21 protein-coding genes and 1 pseudogene are annotated in these 20,583 nt (G+C 71.5%); 20 read left to right on the forward strand and 2 right to left on the reverse strand.

Going from position 1 to position 20,583, the window contains the following annotated elements; all coding sequences use genetic code 11:
• Positions 1–28 precede the first annotated feature (28 nt).
• From QQK26_RS00780 to QQK26_RS00840, 13 genes are all read left to right on the forward strand, one after another.
• Entirely contained in the window at positions 29–712 is a 684-nt protein-coding gene (locus QQK26_RS00780) for an L-threonylcarbamoyladenylate synthase (protein WP_284229054.1), read from the forward strand.
• A complete protein-coding gene (locus QQK26_RS00785) occupies positions 712–1,890 on the forward strand; it encodes an MraY family glycosyltransferase (RefSeq protein WP_284229056.1) in 1,179 nt (392 codons plus the stop codon). Before QQK26_RS00780 ends, QQK26_RS00785 begins: the two co-directional genes overlap by 1 nt.
• Positions 1,887–2,333 (forward strand): Cg1360 family ATP-synthase-associated protein, encoded by a 447-nt coding sequence (locus QQK26_RS00790; protein ID WP_284229059.1) that lies wholly within the window; start codon positions 1,887–1,889, stop codon positions 2,331–2,333. The genes QQK26_RS00785 and QQK26_RS00790 overlap by 4 nt, the downstream gene beginning before the upstream one ends.
• Positions 2,334–2,491: 158 nt before the next feature.
• The gene (gene atpB, locus QQK26_RS00795) at positions 2,492–3,325 is read left to right on the forward strand and encodes a F0F1 ATP synthase subunit A (protein WP_431307971.1); all 834 of its coding nucleotides are present in this window, start codon (positions 2,492–2,494) and stop codon (positions 3,323–3,325) included.
• A 49-nt stretch (positions 3,326–3,374) separates the two neighbouring features.
• On the forward strand, positions 3,375–3,596 hold the full coding sequence (gene atpE, locus QQK26_RS00800; RefSeq protein WP_284229063.1) for an ATP synthase F0 subunit C: 222 nt from the start codon (positions 3,375–3,377) through the stop codon (positions 3,594–3,596).
• 14 nt (positions 3,597–3,610) lie between these two features.
• Complete coding sequence (locus QQK26_RS00805; RefSeq protein WP_284229065.1) at positions 3,611–4,159, forward strand: F0F1 ATP synthase subunit B; 549 nt, start codon at positions 3,611–3,613, stop codon at positions 4,157–4,159.
• Positions 4,160–4,161: 2 nt separating this feature from the next.
• On the forward strand, positions 4,162–4,956 hold the full coding sequence (locus QQK26_RS00810) for a F0F1 ATP synthase subunit delta (RefSeq protein WP_284229067.1): 795 nt from the start codon (positions 4,162–4,164) through the stop codon (positions 4,954–4,956).
• A gap of 52 nt (positions 4,957–5,008) precedes the next feature.
• Positions 5,009–6,634, forward strand: a complete 1,626-nt coding sequence (gene atpA, locus QQK26_RS00815) for a F0F1 ATP synthase subunit alpha (protein WP_284229070.1) — start codon at positions 5,009–5,011, stop codon at positions 6,632–6,634.
• 94 nt (positions 6,635–6,728) lie between these two features.
• Positions 6,729–7,628 (forward strand): F0F1 ATP synthase subunit gamma, encoded by a 900-nt coding sequence (locus QQK26_RS00820; protein ID WP_284229072.1) that lies wholly within the window; start codon positions 6,729–6,731, stop codon positions 7,626–7,628.
• Between the two features lie 23 nt (positions 7,629–7,651).
• Positions 7,652–9,115 (forward strand): F0F1 ATP synthase subunit beta, encoded by a 1,464-nt coding sequence (gene atpD / locus QQK26_RS00825; protein WP_284229074.1) that lies wholly within the window; start codon positions 7,652–7,654, stop codon positions 9,113–9,115.
• 2 nt (positions 9,116–9,117) lie between these two features.
• Positions 9,118–9,378 carry a F0F1 ATP synthase subunit epsilon gene (locus QQK26_RS00830; RefSeq protein ID WP_284229076.1) on the forward strand — a complete coding sequence of 87 codons (261 nt, stop codon included), beginning with the start codon at positions 9,118–9,120 and terminating at the stop codon, positions 9,376–9,378.
• A gap of 16 nt (positions 9,379–9,394) precedes the next feature.
• Positions 9,395–9,910 (forward strand): P-loop nucleotide/nucleoside kinase family protein, encoded by a 516-nt coding sequence (locus QQK26_RS00835; protein ID WP_284229078.1) that lies wholly within the window; start codon positions 9,395–9,397, stop codon positions 9,908–9,910.
• Positions 9,907–10,662 carry a YaaA family protein gene (locus QQK26_RS00840; RefSeq protein ID WP_348519974.1) on the forward strand — a complete coding sequence of 252 codons (756 nt, stop codon included), beginning with the start codon at positions 9,907–9,909 and terminating at the stop codon, positions 10,660–10,662. The genes QQK26_RS00835 and QQK26_RS00840 overlap by 4 nt, the downstream gene beginning before the upstream one ends.
• A 354-nt stretch (positions 10,663–11,016) precedes the next feature.
• Here QQK26_RS00840 and rsmD read toward each other — a convergent pair whose 3' ends face one another.
• On the reverse strand, positions 11,017–11,583 hold the full coding sequence (gene rsmD, locus QQK26_RS00845) for a 16S rRNA (guanine(966)-N(2))-methyltransferase RsmD (protein ID WP_284229080.1): 567 nt from the start codon (positions 11,581–11,583) through the stop codon (positions 11,017–11,019).
• A gap of 210 nt (positions 11,584–11,793) precedes the next feature.
• Here rsmD and QQK26_RS00850 point away from each other — a divergent pair.
• The 4 genes and pseudogenes from QQK26_RS00850 (at position 11,794) to QQK26_RS00865 (ending at position 16,344) form a co-directional block, all read left to right on the forward strand.
• Positions 11,794–13,979: pseudogene (locus tag QQK26_RS00850) on the forward strand (ATP-dependent DNA helicase RecG).
• Between the two features lie 111 nt (positions 13,980–14,090).
• Positions 14,091–14,567 carry a pantetheine-phosphate adenylyltransferase gene (gene coaD / locus QQK26_RS00855; RefSeq protein WP_284229083.1) on the forward strand — a complete coding sequence of 159 codons (477 nt, stop codon included), beginning with the start codon at positions 14,091–14,093 and terminating at the stop codon, positions 14,565–14,567.
• Positions 14,568–14,596: 29 nt separating this feature from the next.
• Positions 14,597–15,568, forward strand: coding sequence for a TIGR03557 family F420-dependent LLM class oxidoreductase (locus tag QQK26_RS00860; protein ID WP_284234372.1), 972 nt, complete (start codon positions 14,597–14,599; stop codon positions 15,566–15,568).
• Entirely contained in the window at positions 15,565–16,344 is a 780-nt protein-coding gene (locus tag QQK26_RS00865) for a coenzyme F420-0:L-glutamate ligase (protein ID WP_284229085.1), read from the forward strand. Before QQK26_RS00860 ends, QQK26_RS00865 begins: the two co-directional genes overlap by 4 nt.
• Positions 16,345–16,826: 482 nt before the next feature.
• On the opposite strand, the gene QQK26_RS00870 is transcribed toward QQK26_RS00865, so the two are convergent.
• Positions 16,827–18,251, reverse strand: coding sequence for a dihydrolipoyl dehydrogenase family protein (locus QQK26_RS00870; protein WP_284229087.1), 1,425 nt, complete (start codon positions 18,249–18,251; stop codon positions 16,827–16,829).
• A gap of 104 nt (positions 18,252–18,355) precedes the next feature.
• Here QQK26_RS00870 and QQK26_RS00875 point away from each other — a divergent pair, with 104 nt between their 5' ends.
• From QQK26_RS00875 to QQK26_RS00885, 3 genes are read left to right on the forward strand one after another with little or no spacing between them, the layout of a single operon-like run.
• Positions 18,356–19,177 (forward strand): ABC transporter ATP-binding protein, encoded by an 822-nt coding sequence (locus QQK26_RS00875; protein ID WP_284229089.1) that lies wholly within the window; start codon positions 18,356–18,358, stop codon positions 19,175–19,177.
• A complete protein-coding gene (locus QQK26_RS00880; protein WP_284229090.1) occupies positions 19,174–19,854 on the forward strand; it encodes an ABC transporter permease in 681 nt (226 codons plus the stop codon). The genes QQK26_RS00875 and QQK26_RS00880 overlap by 4 nt, the downstream gene beginning before the upstream one ends.
• Positions 19,851–20,549 carry an ABC transporter permease gene (locus QQK26_RS00885; RefSeq protein ID WP_284229092.1) on the forward strand — a complete coding sequence of 233 codons (699 nt, stop codon included), beginning with the start codon at positions 19,851–19,853 and terminating at the stop codon, positions 20,547–20,549. Before QQK26_RS00880 ends, QQK26_RS00885 begins: the two co-directional genes overlap by 4 nt.
• The last annotated feature ends 34 nt before the right edge of the window (positions 20,550–20,583 follow it).

Here is a 20,583-nt window from a genome sequence, read left to right on the forward strand (position 1 = left end):
ATCCGCTCCGGGCTACCATGGGCTGGACATGCCCTCCATCCACGACGCCTCCTCGCCGGAGGATCTGCTCTCCGGCGCCCGGCTCGCCCGCACCGCTCTCGGGCGCGGCGAGCTCGTCGTGCTCCCCACCGACACGGTCTACGGGGTGGCCGCCGACGCCTTCCAGCCGGCGGCGGTGCAGCGCCTGCTCGACGCCAAGGGGCGGGGCCGTCAATCGCCGCCGCCGGTGCTCGTGCCCGACTTCGCCACGATGGACGCCCTCGCCGAGACGGTGCCGGATGCGGCCCGCAAGCTCGCCGAGGCCTTCTGGCCCGGAGGGCTCACCCTGGTGCTGCCCGCCCGCGCCTCGCTGAGCTGGGACCTGGGGGAGACCCGCGGCACCGTCGCGCTGCGGATGCCCGACCACGCCGTCGCCCGCGAGCTGCTCGCCGCGACCGGTCCGCTCGCCGTCTCCTCGGCGAACCTCACGGGCCAGCCGGCGGCGCGCACCGCGCAGCGGGCGCAGGAGATGCTCGGCGATTCGGTCGCCGTGTACCTCGACGCGGGCGAGGTCGGCGCCGATGCCGTGCCCGGTCGCGACAACGGCTCCACCATCGTCGACGCCACCGCGCTGCCCGACGGGCCGCTGCGCATCCTGCGCCAGGGCGTCATCCCGCTCGTGCAGCTCGAGGCCGTGCTCGACGGCGCGGCGCGGTTCGAGAGCGGCGTCTAGTGTTCTACGTCCTCACCGCGCTCGTCGCGGCCGGCACCGCGTTCGTCTTCAGCATCGTCATCTGGAAGCTCGCGCTCAAGTACCGCCTCCATCCCGCGGTCCGCGAGCGCGACGTGCACACGCAGCCGACGCCGCGCCTCGGCGGCATCGCGATGTTCATCGGCGTGCTCGTCGCGTTCGCCTTCGCCTCGCAGGTGCCCTGGTTCGATCTCGTCTTCGCCGATCCCGGGCCCATCCTCGCGATCCTCGGCTCGGCGCTCATCATCGTGCTGGTCGGCGTCGCCGACGACATCTGGGACCTCGACTGGATGACCAAGCTGGCCGCCCAGATCATCGCCGCGGGCCTGCTCGCCTGGCAGGGGGTGGCCATCGTGTCACTGCCCATCGGCGGCGTCGCCGTCGGCAGCTCGACCATGTCGCTGATCGGCACGATCCTCGTCGTGGTCGTCGTCATGAACGCGGTCAACTTCATCGACGGCCTCGATGGGCTGGTGGCCGGCGTCGTCATCATCGGCAACGGCGTCTTCTTCCTCTACACCTTCGTGCTCACGCGGGTGATCGGCGAGGCCGAGTACTTCAACCTCTCCGCGCTCATCAGCGTCATCCTGGTCGGCGCGTGCCTCGGCTTCCTGCCGCTCAACTGGCATCCGGCGAAGATGTTCATGGGGGATGCGGGCGCCCTGCTGTCGGGTCTGCTCATGGCCGCATCCGCCATCTCCGTCACCGGCCAGATCAGCGTGCCGGCGGTCGTCGCCGAGCGCACGCTGCTGCTGCCGGCCTTTATCCCCGTGGTGCTGCCGCTCGCGATCCTCATCCTGCCGCTGCTCGACTTCTCGCTCGCGGTGCTGCGCCGCCTGCGCGCCGGCAAGTCGCCGTTCGCGGCGGACCGCATGCACATCCACCACCGCCTGCTCGACCTCGGTCACAGCCACTTCCACGCGGTGCTGCTGTTCTACGGCTGGACCGCCGTCGTCTCCGTCGGCTGCCTGCTGTTCCTCTTCCTCGACTGGCGGCTCGCGCTGACGCTGATCGGCCTCGGCATCGCGGCCTGCACGGTCGTGACCGTCGCCCCGGTCGCCGCCAACCACCGCCGCCGCATCGCCGAGGAGCGCGCCGCGGCCCTCGCGCCCGCCGGCGCCTCCCCAGCGCCCCCGAACCCCGCCCAGGAGCACCCGTGAACGCCAGCATCGTCTTCCGCCGAGCCCTCGTGCTCTCCCTCGTCCTCGCCGCCGTCATCGCGGTCGTCGGCGGGGTGGTCTCCGGTCTGATCGTGGGCCAGGACGGAGTGATCAGCGTGCTGATCGGCACGGCGATGGCGGTCGTCTTCGCCGGCGTCACGGTCGTCAGCCTCATCGTGGCGATCAAGTACGACATCACCGTGTTCTTCGGCATCATCATGGGCGCGTGGCTGCTCAAGGCGGTGCTGTTCATCGTCGTGCTGGTGCTCCTGCGCGATGCCGCCTTCATCCACGACTGGAGCCTCTTCCTGTCGATCGTCGCCGCAGTCGTGGGCACGCTGGTGATCGACGCCGTCGTCGTCGCCAAGGGCCGCCTCGGCTACGTCAGCGATGTGGAGCTGCCGGGCGCGCCGAGCAGTGACAAGACCGACCATCAGGCCTGATCGAGCGGATGCGGTGAGGTGCATTCCTGCACCCACTGCAACATGCCCCGCTGATTCGACGTGACGTCGAACCCGCTGGTACTGTTGACCCGATTGCGTCGCGGCCGTTGCCGCCTGGCGGATCGCACCACAATCCCAACGCTCATGTGCCGTCGCACATGCCCCGATCACAGGAGAGAGCGCTGCACGCCGACACCGTGACCCTGGCCGCTGGCGAAGGGGGCGAGTTCCACGCTCCCGGCATCGGAGAGTTCCTCGGGCTCCCCGAGCTCTTCTTCGCAGGAACCCCGTTCGCGATCGACCGCATCGTCATGGTGCGCATCATCGCCATCGCACTGATGCTGCTGCTCTTCTGGCTCGGTCTGCGCCGTGCCAGGCGCGTGCCCGGCCGCGGCCAGAGCATCGCGGAACTCGCGCTCGACTTCGTGAACGTCCAGATCGCCGATCAGGTGCTGGGCGAGAAGCACGGCAAGCGGTTCCTCCCGCTGCTTGCGGCGATCTTCTTCGGCGTCTTCGCCATGAACATCACCGGCATCATCCCCGGCGCGAACATCGCGGGCACGGCCCTCATCGGCATGCCGCTGCTGCTCGGTCTCGTCGCCTACGTGGTCTTCATCTACGCCGGCATCAAGGAGCACGGCGCCGGCGGCTTCTTCCGCGGTCAGCTGTTCCCCTCGGGCGTGCCGTGGCCGATCTACATCATCCTGACGCCGGTCGAGTTCATCAACATCTTCATCGTGCGCCCGCTCTCGCTCGCGCTGCGACTGCTGCTGAACATGATGGTCGGCCACCTCCTTCTGGTGCTCTGCTTCTCGGCGACGCACTTCTTCCTCTTCAGCGCGGACGGCTTCTTCAAGCTGTTCAGCATCGGCACCCTCGCGGGCGGGTTCATCTTCACGCTCTTCGAGATGCTGGTCGCCGTGCTGCAGGCGTACATCTTCACCCTCCTGACGGCTGTCTACATCCAGCAGTCCGTCTCCCACGAGCACTGATCCAAGGCTCGGGCACCCGCCCGGTCCTCCCTACGGAAGGAAACCCACAGTGGACATCGCAGGCATCACCGGCAACATCGCCACCGTCGGCTACGGCCTCGCCGCCATCGGCCCCGGCATCGGTGTCGGAATCGTCGCCGGCAAGACCGTCGAGGCCATGGCCCGTCAGCCCGAGCTGGCCGGTCGTCTCCAGACCACCATGTTCCTCGGTATCGCCTTCGCGGAGCTCCTCGGCTTCATCGGCGTCGCCACCTTCTTCATCTTCCAGTAAGGGCGGGACCCCATATGGTCAGCATGATCCTTGCGGCTGAGGAGGGCGCGGTCACGAACCCGTTCCTCCCCGCCGACTACGACATCATCTGGTCTGCGGTCGTCTTCGTCGTCATCGCCGCCTTCTTCGGGTTCTACGCGATCCCGAAGTTCCGCAAGATCCTCGACGACCGCGCCGCGGTCATCGAGGGCGGGATCGCCAAGGCGGAGAACGCGCAGGCCGAGGCCGCGGCCCAGCTCGAGAAGTACAACCAGCTTCTCGCCGAGGGACGCGCCGAGGCTGCGGAGATCCGCGAGAAGTCGCGCGCCGAGGGCGCCGCGATCCTCGCGGAGCTCAAGGAGCAGGCGCAGGCCGAGTCGGCCCGCATCCTCGCCAACGCGCAGACCCAGATCGAGGCCGAGCGTCAGGCCGCCCTCGTCTCCCTGCGCGCCGAGGTGGGCACCCTCGCGATCGATCTCGCCTCGCGCGTGGTCGGCGAGACCCTGACCGACGACAAGAAGGCCGCCGGCCTCGTGGACCGCTTCCTCGCGGACCTCGAGACCAGCGAGTCGGCGAAGGCCTGATCGTGGGCAGCGCAACCAGGGAGGCCCTCGCGCTCTCCCGCGCGGCTCTGGCCGATGCGGGCAAGCCGAGCCTCGCCGCCGCGGAGGAGCTGCTCGCAGCCGCCCGAGCGGTGGGCGGGTCCGCGCAGCTGCGCGGACTGCTCGCCGACCCCGAGCTCGATGCGGACCGCAAGCAGGCGCTCGTCGAGAGCATCTTCGGCGCGAAGCTGGGGTCGCAGGCCAAGGGCCTGCTGCTGAGTCTCGTGGGCCGTCGCTGGTCGCGTTCGGAGGACCTGCTCGAGGGCATCGAGGAGATCGGCATCCGGGTGGCCGCGGGCTCCGCGCCCGCGCGCACGGCGGTCGACTCCGAACTGTTCGCCTTCCTGCGCGCCGTGGCCGGCGACGCCGAGCTCGAGCTCGCGCTGAGCAGCAAGCTCGGTGCTCCCGAGGCCAAGGCCGGCGTCGTCAGCGAGCTGCTCGAGGGCAAGGCGCACGCGACGACCATCGCGATCCTGCGGCACCTGGTGCAGCAGCCGCGCGGTCGCCGCATCCGTCCGCTCATCGAGGCCGCGGCCGACATCGTCGCCGACCAGGCCGGCAGCGAGGTGGCCACGGTCACCGCCGCCGCGCCGCTGAGCCCCGCGCAGCGCAAGCGGCTCGAGGAAGGCCTCACCGCCTCCCGCGGCCGCTCGTTCCGCGTGCAGGTCGTGGTCGACCCGTCGATCATCGGCGGGCTGCGCGTGCGCATCGGCGACGAGGTCGTCGACGGCACCGTGGCCAGCAGGCTCCAGGACCTCAAGCTCGCCCTCGCGAGCTGACGTTCTTCCAGACATCCCGAGGCCGTGGGCCTCGACAAGCAGAGAGACAGTGATGGCAGAGATCACGATCAGCCCGGACGAGATCCGGAGCGCGCTCAAGGACTTCGTCGGGTCCTACGAGCCCGGCAAGGCTTCCACCACCGAGGTCGGCCGCGTCACCGACGCCGGCGACGGCATCGCGCACGTCGAGGGCCTCCCCGGCGTCATGGCCAACGAGCTCATCCGCTTCGCGGACGGCACCCTCGGCCTCGCCCAGAACCTGGACGAGAACGAGATCGGCGTCATCGTGCTCGGCGAGTTCACCGGCATCGAGGAGGGCATGGAGGTGACCCGCACCGGCGAGGTCCTCTCCGTCCCCGTAGGCGAGGGCTACCTCGGTCGCGTCGTCGACCCGCTCGGCCAGCCGATCGACGGCCTCGGTGACATCGCCTCGAGCGGCCGCCGCGCCCTCGAGCTGCAGGCACCGGGCGTCATGGCGCGCAAGTCGGTGCACGAGCCGATGCAGACGGGCATCAAGGCGATCGACGCCATGATCCCGATCGGCCGCGGCCAGCGTCAGCTGATCATCGGCGACCGCCAGACCGGCAAGACGGCCATCGCGATCGACACGATCATCAACCAGAAGGCCAACTGGGAGTCGGGCGACGTCGACAAGCAGGTCCGCTGCATCTACGTCGCGATCGGCCAGAAGGGCTCGACCATCGCCTCGGTGAAAGGCGCGCTCGAGGACGCCGGAGCGATGGAGTACACCACCATCGTCGCGGCCCCCGCTTCCGACCCGGCCGGCTTCAAGTACCTCGCGCCCTACACCGGTTCGGCCATCGGCCAGCAGTGGATGTACGAGGGCAAGCACGTCCTGATCATCTTCGACGACCTGTCGAAGCAGGCCGAGGCCTATCGCGCCGTATCGCTCCTCCTGCGCCGTCCGCCGGGACGCGAGGCCTACCCGGGCGACGTGTTCTACCTGCACTCCCGTCTGCTGGAGCGTTGCGCCAAGCTCTCGGACGAGCTCGGCGCCGGCTCGATGACCGGCCTGCCGATCATCGAGACCAAGGCGAACGACGTCTCGGCGTACATCCCGACCAACGTGATCTCGATCACCGACGGCCAGATCTTCCTTCAGTCCGACCTCTTCAACGCCAACCAGCGTCCTGCGGTCGACGTGGGCATCTCGGTCTCGCGCGTCGGCGGCGACGCCCAGGTGAAGTCGATCAAGAAGGTCTCCGGCACGCTCAAGCTCGAGCTCGCGCAGTACCGCTCGCTCGAGGCCTTCGCGATGTTCGCGTCGGACCTCGACCAGGCCAGCCGCCGTCAGCTCGCCCGAGGCGCCCGCCTCACCGAGCTGCTGAAGCAGCCGCAGTACTCGCCGTTCCCGGTGGAGGAGCAGGTCGTCTCGATCTGGGCCGGCACCAACGGCAAGCTCGACGAGATCCCCGTCGAGGACGTGCTGCGCTTCGAGGCCGAGCTGATCGACTACCTCAAGCGCAACACCGAGGTGCTCGACAACCTGCGCAAGACCAACGTGCTGGACGACGACACCCTGGCGGCGCTCAAGGCCGGCACGGACGCCTTCCTCAAGGAGTTCCAGCCGGGTTCGGCCGCTCCCGTCGACACGGCCGCCGAGGCCGCGGACGAGTCGGACGTGAACCAGGCACAGATCGTCAAGGGCCGCCGCTAAGGCGGTCCCTCGGGGAGGCCCGCACGGGCCTCCCCGCGATCCGGCCGCTCGCAGCGGCCACGACCCAGACCAGAGCTAGACAGAAGGAAACGACATGGGAGCCCAGCTTCGGGTCTACCGGCAGAAGATCCGCTCTGCCCAGACCACCAAGAAGATCACCCGTGCCATGGAGCTGATCGCGGCGTCGCGCATCCAGAAGGCGCAGCAGCGCGTCGCGGCCTCGGCGCCGTACACGCGTGCGGTGACCCGTGCGGTCTCCGCGGTCGCGACCTTCTCGAACGTCGACCACGTGCTCACCACCGAGGCGGAGAAGGTGGAGCGGGCCGCAGTGCTCATCCTCGCCTCCGACCGCGGCCTCGCCGGCGCGTTCAACGCGAACGTGCTCAAGGAAGCGGACCAGCTCGCCGAGCTCCTGCGCGAGCAGGGCAAGGACGTGGTGTTCTACCTGGTCGGCCGTCGTGCGCAGGGCTACTTCGCCTTCCGCCGCCGCGCCTTCGAGCAGGTCTGGACGGGCGACACCGACAACCCGGGCTTCGAGACCGCCAAGGAGATCGCCGACACGCTCGTCGCGAAGTTCCAGCAGCCGGCCTCGGAGGGCGGCGTGGACGAGATCCACGTGGTCTACAACCGCTTCGTCAACATGATCAGCCAGGTGCCCGAGGTCGTGCGGCTCCTGCCGCTCGAGGTCGTCGAGGGCGTCGAGGCGCCCGAGCAGAGCGAGCTCCTGCCGCTGTACGAGTTCGAGCCCGACGCGGAGACCGTGCTCGACGCGCTCCTGCCGGTCTACATCGAGAGCCGCATCTTCAACACGCTGCTGCAGTCCGCCGCGTCGAAGCACGCGGCTACCCAGCGTGCGATGAAGTCGGCGAGCGACAATGCCGACAAACTCATCCGCGACTACACCCGTCTGGCGAACAACGCCCGCCAGGCCGAGATCACCCAGCAGATTTCCGAGATCGTGGGCGGCGCAGACGCCCTCGTCTCGGCGAAGTAGCTCCTACGAGGAAGAGAAGACAGATGGCTACCGCTACCGCAACCAACGCCACCGAGGCTCCGGCCGCGGCCGGTGTCGGACGCATCGCCCGGGTCACCGGTCCGGTCGTCGACATCGAGTTCCCGCACGACGCGATCCCCGAGATCTACAACGCGCTGAAGACCACCGTGTCGATCGGCGACCAGACCAGCGAGCTCGTGCTCGAGGTCGCCCAGCACCTCGGTGACGACCTCGTGCGCGCGATCGCCCTGAAGCCGACGGACGGCCTCGTCCGCGGCCAGGAGGTCACCGACACGGGCTCGCCCATCTCGGTGCCCGTCGGCGACATCACCAAGGGCAAGGTCTTCAACGTCACCGGTGACGTGCTGAACCTCCCGGACGGCGAGACCATCGAGGTCACCGAGCGCTGGCCCATCCACCGCAAGCCCCCGGCATTCGACCAGCTCGAGTCGAAGACGCAGCTCTTCGAGACCGGCATCAAGTCGATCGACCTCCTCACCCCCTACGTGCAGGGCGGCAAGATCGGCCTCTTCGGCGGTGCGGGCGTCGGCAAGACCGTCCTCATCCAGGAGATGATCCAGCGCGTCGCGCAGGACCACGGCGGCGTCTCGGTGTTCGCCGGCGTCGGCGAGCGCACCCGTGAGGGCAACGACCTCATCCACGAGATGGACGAGGCCGGCGTCTTCGACAAGACCGCGCTCGTGTTCGGCCAGATGGACGAGCCGCCGGGAACGCGTCTGCGCGTCGCCCTCTCGGCCCTCACCATGGCCGAGTACTTCCGCGACGTCCAGAAGCAGGACGTGCTCCTCTTCATCGACAACATCTTCCGCTTCACGCAGGCGGGCTCGGAGGTCTCGACCCTCCTCGGCCGCATGCCGTCCGCGGTGGGCTACCAGCCGAACCTCGCCGACGAGATGGGCGTGCTGCAGGAGCGCATCACCTCGACGCGCGGTCACTCGATCACCTCGCTGCAGGCGATCTACGTGCCCGCCGACGACTACACCGACCCGGCCCCGGCGACCACCTTCGCGCACCTCGACGCGACCACCGAGCTGAGCCGCGAGATCGCGTCGAAGGGCCTCTACCCGGCCATCGACCCGCTCACGTCGACCTCGCGCATCATGGACCCCCGCTACTTGGGCGAGGACCACTACCGTGTCGCTACCACGGTCAAGCAGATCCTCCAGAAGAACAAGGAGCTGCAGGAGATCATCGCGATCCTCGGTGTCGACGAGCTCTCCGAAGAGGACAAGATCACGGTGTCGCGCGCGCGCCGCATCCAGCAGTTCCTCTCGCAGAACACCTACATGGCGAAGAAGTTCACCGGTGTCGAGGGCTCCACGGTGCCCCTGAAGGACACCATCGAGTCCTTCGACGCCATCGCCAAGGGCGAGTTCGACCACGTGGCCGAGCAGGCCTTCTTCAACGTCGGCGGCATCTCCGACGTCGAGGAGCAGTGGGCGAAGATCCAGAAGGAGAACGGCTGATCGTGGCCGAGCTCAACGTCAGCGTCGTGTCGGCCGACCACGAGGTCTGGGCGGGTACCGCCTCCTCCGTGGTCGCCCGCACGACCGAGGGTGAGATCGGCTTCCTGCCGGGTCACGAGCCCGTGCTCGCGATCCTGGGCGCAGGCCAGGTCCGCATCACGCTCCCCAGCGGCGAGAAGCTCGTCGCGAACGCCGAGGACGGCTTCGTCTCGGTCGAGCACGACACCGTCACGGTCGTCGCGCGCGCCGCGTCGCTGGTCTGACCGCAGGGATCGAACCGTGCTGATCGCCATGGCCGGCTTGCCGGGTTCCGGCAAGTCGACCCTGGCGGCGGCGATCGGCGCCGAGCTGCGCCTGCCCGTCGTCTCGGTGGACCCCATCGAGGCGGCGATCCTGCGGGCGGGCATCGACGCCGGCCAGCCCACCGGGCTGGCCGCCTATCTCGTGGCCGAGGCCGCCGTGGAGCCGATCCTGGCTTCCGGCGGCCTCGGCGTCGTTCTGGACGCGGTCAACGCCGTCGGCCCCGCCCGCGACCAGTGGGTGGGCCTCGCCGAGCGCCAGGGCCGCGGCCTGCGCTTCCTCGAGGTCCACTGCTCCGACCCGGATCTGCATCGCGAGCGCCTCGAGGCGCGTCGCCGGCTCAGTCCTCCCGCTGCCGTGCACGCGGTCGAGGAGAGCCTGGACGAATGGGCCGAGTGGGACGGGGCCGCCGCGGGCGCACCGCGTCTGCGGCTCGACAGCGTGCATCCGCTCCCGGTGCTGCTCGAGCAGTCGCTCGCATTCCTGCGAGCGTGATCCGCCTCATCCTCCCGCCCTCCGAGACCAAGCGCGAGGGCGGCGCTCCCGGCAGTGCGCTCGACCTGTCGCAGCTCGCGTTCCCGGAGCTCACGGCCGCGCGGGCCGCCGTCGTCGATGCCGCGGTCGAGCTGGCCGGCGACGCCGAGGCCACGGTCCGCGCCCTCAAGCTGGGTCCGAAGCAGGCCGATGAGGTGGCCCGCAACCGGGAGATCGCGACGTCGCCGACGATGCCCGCGCTGCACCGCTACACCGGGGTGCTCTACGACGCGCTCGATGCGCCATCGCTGCCCGAGGACGCCTGGGAGCGCGCGCGCCGGTCGGTGCTCGTGCACTCCGCGCTGCTCGGACCGGTCGGCGCCGGCGACCCCGTGCCCGCCTACCGGCTCTCGCACGACTCCCGGCTGCCGGGACTGCCGCTGAAGCGGCACTGGCGAGCGGATGCGGCGGCCGCGCTGGCGGCGCTAGGCGAGCCCGTGCTCGACCTGCGCAGCGAGGGCTACGTCGGGCTGGGACCGCTGGACGGCGTCGCGGAGTCCGCGTACCTGCGCGTGGTCGCGGAGGGGCCGGACGGCCGCCGCCGCGCCCTCAACCACTTCAACAAGCAGGGCAAGGGCCGCTTCGTGCGCCGGCTGCTGCTGGACGGTGCCGAGCCCCGCGGCCTCGACGAGCTGCTCGACTGGGCGGCCGGCGACGGCGTGCCGCTCGAGCGCACGGGGGAGCGCGAGCTCACCCTCGTCGCCGAGCACTGATCCGCACGCCCACGCGTCCGCGCCCCACCCGGCACCGCCTCCGCGCACCACCCCACACCTTCTCCGCCGCACCAGAACGAAGGAGAAACTCGCGACACGCCGCGGTCCTCGACCGTGGCTCCGGCGAGTCGCGCAGATCTCCTTCATCTCGGCGAGGTCGGTGCCTTTGGCGAGGTCGGGACCTTCGGCGAGGTCGGGGCCTTTGGCGAGGTCGGGACCTTTGGGGAGGGCAGGGCCAACGGCGAGGTCGGGGCCTTCGCTGCGGCACACCGCGCAGGCGGCGGCGCGGCATGGGCGGCGGGTTGGGGCGCGCCGGCTCGGACGGGATGACGGGCGCGGCGAGCGCCGGTCGCGTCAGGGGCGCGAGGCGAACCAGACGGTCGTGTCCCCGTAGTCGCGGCGACGCTCGAGCTCGAGCGCCTCGGGCCAGGTGGGCTCCGGGGCACGGCCCGAGCGCTCGACGAGCACGACCGCGTCCTCGGTGAGCCGCGCGGGCAGCGCCGCCAGCAGCACGGCGAGCTCGGGCTCGCCCAGCTCGTACGGCGGGTCGATGAGCACGAGGTCGAAGGCGTCGCCGCCGGTCTCGACGAACGCCTGCGCCGAGACCGCGGCCACGCGCACCTGCGAGGTCGCACCCCGCGGGGCGCGGGCGGAGACCTGCGCGGCGTTCGCCCGCGCGATCCTCGCCGCGGGCCCGTGCTTCTCGACGAGCACGACCTCGGCGGCGCCGCGGCTCAGCGCCTCGAGCCCCAGCGCTCCCGTGCCGGCGAAGAGGTCGAGCACGCGGGCGCCCTCGACGGCATCGCGCGACTCGAGGGCCGAGAAGAGCGCCTCGCGCACCCGGTCGCTGGTGGGGCGCGTGCCGGTGCGGGGGACCTGCAGCGCGAGCGATCCCGCGAAGCCGGCGATGATGCGGGTCATGGGCATCGAGCCTAGCGGCGAGCGGATGCGCGGACGCGGCGGTCCGCATCCGCTCGGGCGGCGGTGCGTCAACCTGTCGAACCGACCCGTCGGTCCGCATCCGCTCGGGCGGCGGCGCGCCCGCCCTGCTGCGCGGACGCCGGGTCCGCATCCGCTCGACGGTCCGCCCCGCCGCGCGGGCGCGTCGGGGGTGCGCGATACGCTCGACGAGTGACCTCCTCGCCGCTCGACCAGCCGCTGGCCGCGGTGCTGGGGGAGCGCACCGCGAAGGCCTTCGCGCGCGGGCTCGGCCTCGAGACCGTCGCCGACCTGCTCGGCCACTATCCGCGCCGCTACGCCAAGCGCGGCGAGCTCACCGAGCTGGGTGCGCTGCCGCCGGACGAGAACATCACCCTGGTCGCCGAGGTGCTGCAGGTGCAGGAGCGCTCCATGCGCGCGCGCCGCGGTTCCCTGCTCGAGGTGCTGATCGGCGACGGCACCGGCACGATCAGCCTCACCTTCTTCAACCAGTCCTGGCGGGCGAAGGAGCTGCGCCCCGGCGTCCGCGGCATCTTCGCCGGCAAGCTCGGCGAGTACCGCGGCGCGATGCAGCTCGCGCACCCCGACTACGAGCTGTTCGACCGCGACGAGGGCGATGGGCGCGACCCCGAGGCGGCGAAGCGCTGGGCCGAGCAGCCGATCCCGATCTACCCGGCCACCGGCACCGTGGCGAGCTGGCAGCTGCAGCGTGCCATCGCCGTCGTGCTCGACGGGCTGCCCGACCTGCCCGACCCGATCCCGGCGATCGTGCGCGAGGGCGCAAGCTGCATCCGTACCACCGCGCGCTCGAGCTCATCCACCGGCCGACGACCGAGCAGGACGCGCACGCCGCCCGGCACACCTTGAAGTTCCAGGAGGCGCTGCTGCTGCAGGCCGCGCTGCTGCAGCGCCGCGAGCAGCAGCGCGCGAGCACCGCCTACGCCCGCCGCGCGGCACCGGGCGGTCCGCTGGAGCGCTTCGACGCGGCGCTGCCGTTCCAGCTCACCGGCGACCAGCGCGCGGTGGGCGAGACGATCACCGCAGGTCTCGCCAGCGAGAGCCCGATGAACCTGCTCGTGCAGGGAGAGGTCGGCTCGGGGAAGACGCTCGTGGCGCTGCGGGCCATGCTCGCGGTCGCCGAGGACGGCGGCCAGTCGGCTCTGCTGGCACCCACCGAGGTGCTCGCCGGCCAGCACCTGCGCTCCATCGAACGAACGCTCGGCCACGAGCTGGTCGCCGAGCTGAGGCCCGTGCTGCTCACCGGGCAGCTGCCGGTCGCCGAGCGGCGCAAGGCGCTGCTGGCCATCGTCAGCGGGCAGTCGCGCATCGTCGTCGGCACGCACGCGCTGCTCGGCGACGCGGTCGAGTTCAGCGACCTGGGCCTCGTGGTCGTCGACGAGCAGCACCGCTTCGGCGTCGAGCAGCGCGAGGCGCTGCGGGCCAAGGGCGCCACGCCGCCCCACGTGCTCGTGCTCACCGCCACCCCCATCCCGCGCACCGTCGCCATGACCGTGTTCGGCGACCTCGACGTGGCCACCATCCGCGAGCTGCCGGCAGGCCGCGCCGGCATCACCAGCCACGTCGTGCCGCTCGCCGACCACCCGCAGTGGATCGCGCGGGTGTGGGAGCGGATGGGGGAGGAGCTGGCCCAGGGCCGCCAGGCCTTCGTGGTGTGCCCCGCGATCGAGGAACCCGCCGACGGCAAGGCGTCGAAGACGACCGACGACGGCACACCGCTCGAGGAGGGCAGCGCGAGCGACGCCCCGCTCGCGGCGGTCGAGACGCTGCTGCCGCAGCTGCGCGCGCAGCCGGCGTTGGCCGGCCGGCGCATCGAGGCGCTGCACGGGCGGATGAAGGGCGAGGAGAAGGATGCGATCATGCGCGCCTTCGCCGCCGGTGACATCGACGTGCTCGTCGCCACCACCGTGATCGAGGTGGGCGTCGACGTGCCGAACGCCTCGACGATGGCGGTGCTCGACGCCGAGCGCTTCGGCGTCTCGCAGCTGCACCAGCTGCGCGGCCGGGTCGGCCGCGGCGGCGTGCCGGGCCTGTGCCTGCTCGTCACCCGCGCCGAGGAGGGCACGCTCGCCCGGGAGCGCGTCGAGGCCGTCGCGGCGACGCTCGACGGCTTCGAGCTGGCGCAGGCCGACCTCGACCTGCGCCAGGAGGGCGACGTGCTCGGCAGCAACCAGTCCGGTGGCCGGTCCTCGCTGCGCATCCTCCGGGTGGCGCGCGACGGCGATCTCATCGCGGCCGCCCGTGCCTCCGCCGAGCAGCTCATCGCGGCGCCCGGCGGCATCGCCGCGCATCCGGAGCTGGCCGCCGCCCTCGAGCGCCGCCTCGACGAGAGCGCCCGCGCCTACCTCGACAAGGGCTGAGCACCCAGCGGATGCGGGGGACCGTCGTCTGCGCATCCGCTCGACGCCGCGCGGCCGGTGCCGACGCTGTGCCGTTCGGCACGACCCCGGGCCCGCGGTTACGCTGAGCCCATGAGCAGGATCGCCGTCGTCCCCGGATCCTTCGACCCCGTCACCCTCGGCCACCTCGACGTCATCGAGCGCGCGGCTCGGATCTTCGAGGAGCTGCACGTCGTCGTCGTGCACAACCCGGCCAAGACGACGCTGCTCGGTCCGGAGGAGCGCATCGCCCTCATCGAGGAGTCGGTCGCCGAGGCCGGCATCGGCGGTCGCATCCGCGTGACCGACTGGGGTTCCGGCCTGCTCGTCGACTACTGCCGGCAGGTCGGCGCCGAGGTGCTCGTCAAGGGCGTGCGCTCGCAGCTCGACGTGAGCTACGAGACCCCCATGGCGATCGTGAACCGCGACCTCGCCTCGGTCGAGACGGTCTTCCTGTTGCCGAACCCCGCCCACTCGCACGTCTCCAGCTCGCTGGTGCGCCAGGTGGCGGCGCTCGGCGGCGACATCAGCCCCTACGTGCCGCCCGCGGTCGCGCGGCACCTGGCGTGAGCACCGCCCCGCGCATCGGCTTCGCGGCGATGCTCGAGCACCTGCCGCCGGCCGAGGCGGTCGAGCTCGCGGCGGTCGCCGAGCAGCACGGCTTCAGCGGCACCATGGCCAGCGACCGCTTCCAGCCCTGGGTGCCCGCGCAGGGCGAGGCGCCCTTCGTCTGGAACGTGCTCGCCGCGATCGGGCAGCGCACGACCAGCGATCTCGGCCCCGGCTCGATCGCGCCCACCGTGCGGATGCATCCGGCCGTCGTCGCCCAGGCCAGCGCCACGCTCGCGGCCATGCACCCGCACCGCCACTGGCTGGGCCTCGGCGCGGGCGAGGCGCTCGACGACCACGTCACCGGCCAGTACTGGCCCGAGGCGCCGCAGCGCATCAACCGCCTGTTCGAGGCGATCGAGGTCATCCGCAAGCTCTTCGCGAGCGGTCTGTCGGGCCGCGACGTCAAGCACGACGGCGAGTTCTTCCGGCTCGAGACCGCGCGGCTCTGGACGATGCCCGAGACGGCCCCGCCCATCCTCGTCGCCACCGCCGGACCGGTCACGGCCAAGCGCGCCGGCCGCAGCGCCGACGGCCTCATCGCCATCGGCGCGCCGCACGAGCAGCTGGCCCGACTCGTGCAGCGCTTCGACGAGGGCGCCCGCGAGGCCGGCAAGGACCCGGCGAGCACGAGCAAGGTGCTGCAGCTGCACCTCGCGTGGGCGCCCAGCCGCGACCAGGCGCTCGCGAACGCGCTGCGGCTCTGGCCGAACGGGGCGATGAGCTTCCCGAAGGGCGACATCCGCTCGCCATTCGAGTTCGCGCAGATCGCCAGGCTCGTGCGTCCCGAGGATCTCGCCGAGCGGATGACCGTCTCCGACGACCCGGACGTGCACCGCGCCGCCATCCAGCGCGCCCTCGACCTCGGCTTCGACCGGGTCTACCTGCACAACGCCGGCCCGAACCAGCGCGAGTTCCTCGAGGTCTTCGGCCGCGAGGTGCTGCCGGGGCTGCGGCGGTGACCCGGTTGGAGGTGCGGGCGCCCGCGGGTCTCGGCGAGATCCGGGAGGGCGACGACCTGGCCCGGCTGATCGGCGACCTCGTCGCTCCGCTCGAGGCCGGCGACATCCTCGTCGTCACGAGCAAGATCGTCTCCAAGGCGGAGGGGCGGATGCGCGAGGCCGCCGACCGCGAGGCCGCCATCACCGAGGAGACCGTGCGCGTCGTCGCGACCCGCGAGCATCCCGGCGGGACCACCCGCATCGTCGAGAACCGCCTGGGCATCGTCGCCGCGGCCGCCGGCGTCGATGCGAGCAACACCCCGGACGGCACCATCCTGCTGCTGCCGCTGGACCCGGATGCAAGCGCCCGCGCGCTCGCCGCCGCTCTGCGCATCCGCTTCGGCGTCGACGTGGGCGTCGTGATCTCGGACACCCTCGGTCGGCCCTGGCGCATCGGCCAGACGGACGCGGCCATCGGCGCGGCCGGGCTGCACGTCACCGACGACCTGCGCGGCGGCGTCGACGCGCAGGGCCGCCCGCTCACCGTGACGCAGGCCGCCGTCGCCGACGAGATCGCCGCTGCGGCCGACCTGGTGAAGGGCAAGACCAGCGGATGCCCGGTCGCCGTGGTCAGCGGCCTCGGCCGCCTCGTCGGCCCGCTCGACCTGCCGGGTGCGCGCAGCCTCGTGCGCACCGGTCCGAGCGACATGTTCGCCCGCGGCAGCCGGGAGGCCTACGAGGACGGCTACGCCGACGGCCTGGCCGGGTCGAGAGGTCGCCGGGCGCCGGACACCTGACCTGCCCGCGGCGTGCAGCTCGCTCTCCCTCCCCGGCGAGCCCCACCCGCCCCCTCTCCTCTTCCTCCCGCTCTCTCCCTGCCAAAATGAAGGAGATTCCGGCGGCGCGCCGACAACCGGGGCCGGTCGGCCAGCGTGTCGCGAAGAGCTCCTTCGTTCTGGTTGCCGCGGGCTTCCTGCTCGAGCGATCGGTGGCTCCAGCGATGCCGTGACCCGCCGGCGCCTCGGCCCCAGTCCGCGGTGTGGTGACCGCGACCCGAGATGCTCGAGTTCGCGGTGCCGCGACCGCGACCCGAGATGCTCGAGTTCGCGGTGCCGCGACCGCGACCTGAGATGCTCGAGCCCGCGGTGCCGCAACCGCGACCCGAGATGAAGGTGATCCTCGCGACACACCGACAGCTGGGGCTGCCCGTCCGGCGTGTTGCACGAATCTCCTTCATTTTGGTGCGGGGTTGGTGCGGGGTCGGGGCCGGGCGCGACGGTCAGGCCGTGGGGCGCCCGTAGGTCTCGAGCAGGCGCAGCCACACCTCGCTGATGGTCGGGTACGACGGCACGGCGTGCCAGAGTCGGCTCAGCGGAACCTCGCCGACGACCGCAATCGTGGCGGAGTGCAGCAGCTCGGCGACGTCCTGGCCGACGAAGGTGGCGCCGACGACGACGCCGCGGTCCTCGTCCACGACCATGCGTGCCTTGCCGGTGTAGCCGTCCGCGTGCAGGCTCGCCCCGGCGACCGAGCCGAGGTCGTAGTCGACGACGCGGATGCGCAGCCCGGCCTCCTCCGCCTGCTCGGCGGTGCGCCCGATCGAGGCCACCTCGGGGTCGGTGAAGGTCACCTGCGGCACCGCCGCGAGGTCGGCGGTGGCGGCATGCACGCCCCAGGCGCCGGCGTCCACCTCGCCGCCGGTGGCGCGCGCCACGATGACGTCGCCGGCCGCGCGGGCCTGGTACTTGCCCTGGTGGGTGAGCAGCGAGCGGTGGTTGACGTCGCCGACCGCGTAGAGCCAGTCGCGGCCGCGCACGCGGAGGGTGTCGTCGACGTCGAGCCAGTCGCCGTCCTCGAGCCCGATGCTCGCGAGGCCGAGGTCCTTCGTGGCCGGCTCGCGGCCGGTGGCGACGAGCAGGTGCTCGGCGCGCAGCACGGTGCCGTCCTCGAGGTCGACGGCGACCGAGCCGTCGTCTTCGCGCACGGTGCTGGCGATCGCCGCGCCGGTGCGCACGTCGACGCCGCGCTCGCGCAGCGCATCCGCCACGAGCTCGCCGGCGAACGGCTCCATGCCGCCGAGCAGGCCGCCGCGGGAGAGCACGGTGACGGTGGTGCCGAGGTCCGCGTAGGCGTTCGCCATCTCCGTGCCGACCACGCCGCCGCCGATGATGATGAGCGAGCGCGGCACGTCGGTGACGCTCGTGGCCTCGCGGCTCGTCCAGGGGTCGGTCTCGGCGACGCCCTCGATCGGCGGGATCGCCGCCGTCGTGCCGGTCGCGATCGCGACGGCGTGCCGGGCCTCGATCCGCCGCACCGAGCCGTCCTCGCCGGTGATCTCCACGACGCGCTCACCGGCGATGCGACCGTGGCCGCGGGCAAGGTCGATCCCCGCGGACTGCAGCCATTCGACCTGGCCGGTGTCCTCCCATCCGCTCGTGAAGGAGCTGCGGCGGCGCAGCACGGCCGTGGCGTCGACACGCGCATCGGGGTCGGCGGCGCCGGGGACGCGCTGGGCGGCGCGCAGGGCCGAGCCGCTGCGCAGCAGCGCCTTCGAGGGCATGCACGCCCAGTAAGAGCACTCGCCCCCGACGAGCTCGCGCTCGACGATGAGCACCGAGAGCCCGCCCTGCACGGCGCGGTCGGCGACGTTCTCGCCGACGGGGCCGGCACCGATGACGATCAGGTCGTATGCAGCGTCTGTCATGGAACCCATCATCCCCCTCCACCTAAATCGAATTCTGGGCTGAGCCGGTCACTACGCTGGACCCCACCCGAAGACATGCGTCACCCGGCAGGAACGAGCTCCCCTTGATCGAATTCCGATCCGTCAGCAAGCAGTTCCCGGATGGCACGAAGGCCGTGCAGGGCTTCGACCTCACGATCCCGTCGCGGTCGACGACGGTGTTCGTCGGTTCGTCGGGCTGCGGCAAGACGACCCTGCTGCGCATGGTCAACCGCATGGTCGAGCCCAGCGCCGGCCAGATCCTCATCGACGGCGAGGACATCGCGACGACGGATGCGGTGCAGCTGCGCCGCCGGATCGGCTACGTCATGCAGAACAGCGGCCTGCTGCCGCACCGCAGCGTGCTCGACAACATCACGACGGTGCTGCGGCTGAACCGCACGCCGAAGGCGGAGGCGCGCGAGCGCGGGCTGACGCTCATGGACACCGTCGGGCTCGACCGCGCGCTCGCGAAGCGCTACCCGAGCCAGCTCTCCGGCGGCCAGCAGCAGCGCGTGGGCGTGGCCCGCGGGCTCGCGGTCGAGCCGAACATCCTGCTCATGGACGAGCCCTTCGGCGCCGTCGACCCGATCGTGCGCACCGAGCTGCAGGAGGAGCTGCTGCGGCTGCAGCGCGAGCTCGGCAAGACCGTCGTCTTCGTGACCCACGACATCGACGAGGCGTTCCTGCTCGGCGACCAGATCGTGATCCTCAAGAAGGGCGGCGTCATCGCCCAGCAGGGCACGCCCGAGGAGATCCTCGCGAACCCCGTGGACGACTTCGTCGCCGACTTCGTGGGCGCGCACCGCGGCAAGCGCTCGCTCTCGCTCAAGCAGGTCGACGGCCGCACGATCGTGGTGGACGCCGACGGCAAGCCCGCGGGCGTGCTCGCCGAGGGTGCGGCGTGAACTGGGTCCTCGACAATCTCGACCTGATCGGCAGGCTGTCGCTCGACCACCTGCGGCTCAGCGTCGTGCCCATCGTGCTCGGCTTCGTGATCGCCATCCCGCTCGGCTGGGTCGCCTGGCGGCTGCGGATCACCGGCGCCGTGCTGCTGACCCTCGCCGGTCTGCTCTACACGATCCCGTCGATCGCGCTGATCGTGGCGCTCCCGGCCATCATCGGCACCAGCCTGCTGAGCGAGTCCAACGTGACCATCGCCCTGACCCTGTACGCGGTCGCGATCATGGCGCGCTCCGTGGCGGAGGCGCTCGGGTCGGTGGACGCGGGCACCCGGCAGGCCGCCGTCGCGATGGGCTACTCCTCCTGGCGCCGGTTCTGGGGCGTGGACTTCCCGCTCGCCGGCCCGGTGCTCCTCGCGGGCCTGCGGGTCGTGGCCGTGAGCACCATCGCGCTCGTCACGGTCGGCGCGCTCGTCGGCATCGACAGCCTCGGGTACCTGTTCACCAACGGGTACCAGCGCCGTATCATCCCGGAGATCCTCGCGGGCCTCGTCGTGACGATGGCGCTCGCGCTCATCGTCGACGGACTGCTCGTGCTCATCGGCCGGGTGCTGATGCCGTGGACGCGGGGACAGCGCGCAGCCACCACGACACTGGCTCCGAAGGGGGTCGACGCCGCATGAACCTCTTCCAGGAGGCCCTCGCCTGGCTCACCTCGCCGGATCGCGCCTCGGGCACACTGCCGCTCGCCGAGGCGATCGGTCAGCACATCGGCTTCACGGCGGTCTCGGTGCTCATCGCCGCCGCCGTCGCGATCCCGCTCGGTTACCTCATCGGGCACACCGGCAGGGGCCGGGAGATCGCGGTCGGGCTCTCCGGAGCCGCGCGGGCGATCCCGAGCTTCGGCCTCATCCTGCTGCTCGTCCTCGTGCTGGGCGTCACCCGTAGCGAGGTCGGCGCCGTCATCGCCTTCGTGCTGCTCGCCATCCCCTCAATCCTCGCCGGCGCCTACGCGGGCGTGCAGGCGGTGGATCGGCGCACCGTCGACGCCGCACGGTCCATGGGGATGACGGAGTGGCAGATCCTGCTCAAGGTCGAGGCGCCGCTCGGACTGCCGCTGCTCATCGGCGGGCTGCGCAGCGCGACGCTGCAGGTCGTCGCCACCGTGACGCTCGCCGGGTACGTCAACCTGGGCGGCATCGGCTTCCACATCATCCAGGGACTCCAGCTGCGCCGCTACGAGCAGATCCTCGGCGCATCCCTCATCGTCGTCGTGCTCGCGCTCGCGCTCGACCTGCTCTTCGCGCTGATCGCACTTGCCGTGCGTCCCGGCGGCAGCAGCAGCGCACGACCGCGCCGTCGCCTCGCGACCTCCTAGACCACAGCAGCAGACCCCTACAAGAAGAGAGATC

The organism is Arenivirga flava (assembly GCF_030161575.1).
GTDB lineage: Bacteria > Actinomycetota > Actinomycetes > Actinomycetales > Microbacteriaceae > Arenivirga > Arenivirga flava.

Coding starts and splice junctions, on each gene's coding strand:
- QQK26_RS00860 (WP_284234372.1), top strand. CDS start 14,597: ATGCTCGAGCACCTGCCGCCGGCCGAGGCGGTCGAGCTCGCGGCGGTC.
- QQK26_RS00805 (WP_284229065.1), top strand. CDS start 3,611: ATGGTCAGCATGATCCTTGCGGCTGAGGAGGGCGCGGTCACGAACCCG.
- QQK26_RS00885 (WP_284229092.1), top strand. CDS start 19,851: ATGAACCTCTTCCAGGAGGCCCTCGCCTGGCTCACCTCGCCGGATCGC.
- atpB (WP_431307971.1), top strand. CDS start 2,492: ATGCCCCGATCACAGGAGAGAGCGCTGCACGCCGACACCGTGACCCTG.
- QQK26_RS00870 (WP_284229087.1), bottom strand. CDS start 18,251: ATGACAGACGCTGCATACGACCTGATCGTCATCGGTGCCGGCCCCGTC.
- QQK26_RS00820 (WP_284229072.1), top strand. CDS start 6,729: ATGGGAGCCCAGCTTCGGGTCTACCGGCAGAAGATCCGCTCTGCCCAG.
- rsmD (WP_284229080.1), bottom strand. CDS start 11,583: ATGACCCGCATCATCGCCGGCTTCGCGGGATCGCTCGCGCTGCAGGTC.
- atpA (WP_284229070.1), top strand. CDS start 5,009: ATGGCAGAGATCACGATCAGCCCGGACGAGATCCGGAGCGCGCTCAAG.
- QQK26_RS00780 (WP_284229054.1), top strand. CDS start 29: ATGCCCTCCATCCACGACGCCTCCTCGCCGGAGGATCTGCTCTCCGGC.
- atpD (WP_284229074.1), top strand. CDS start 7,652: ATGGCTACCGCTACCGCAACCAACGCCACCGAGGCTCCGGCCGCGGCC.
- coaD (WP_284229083.1), top strand. CDS start 14,091: ATGAGCAGGATCGCCGTCGTCCCCGGATCCTTCGACCCCGTCACCCTC.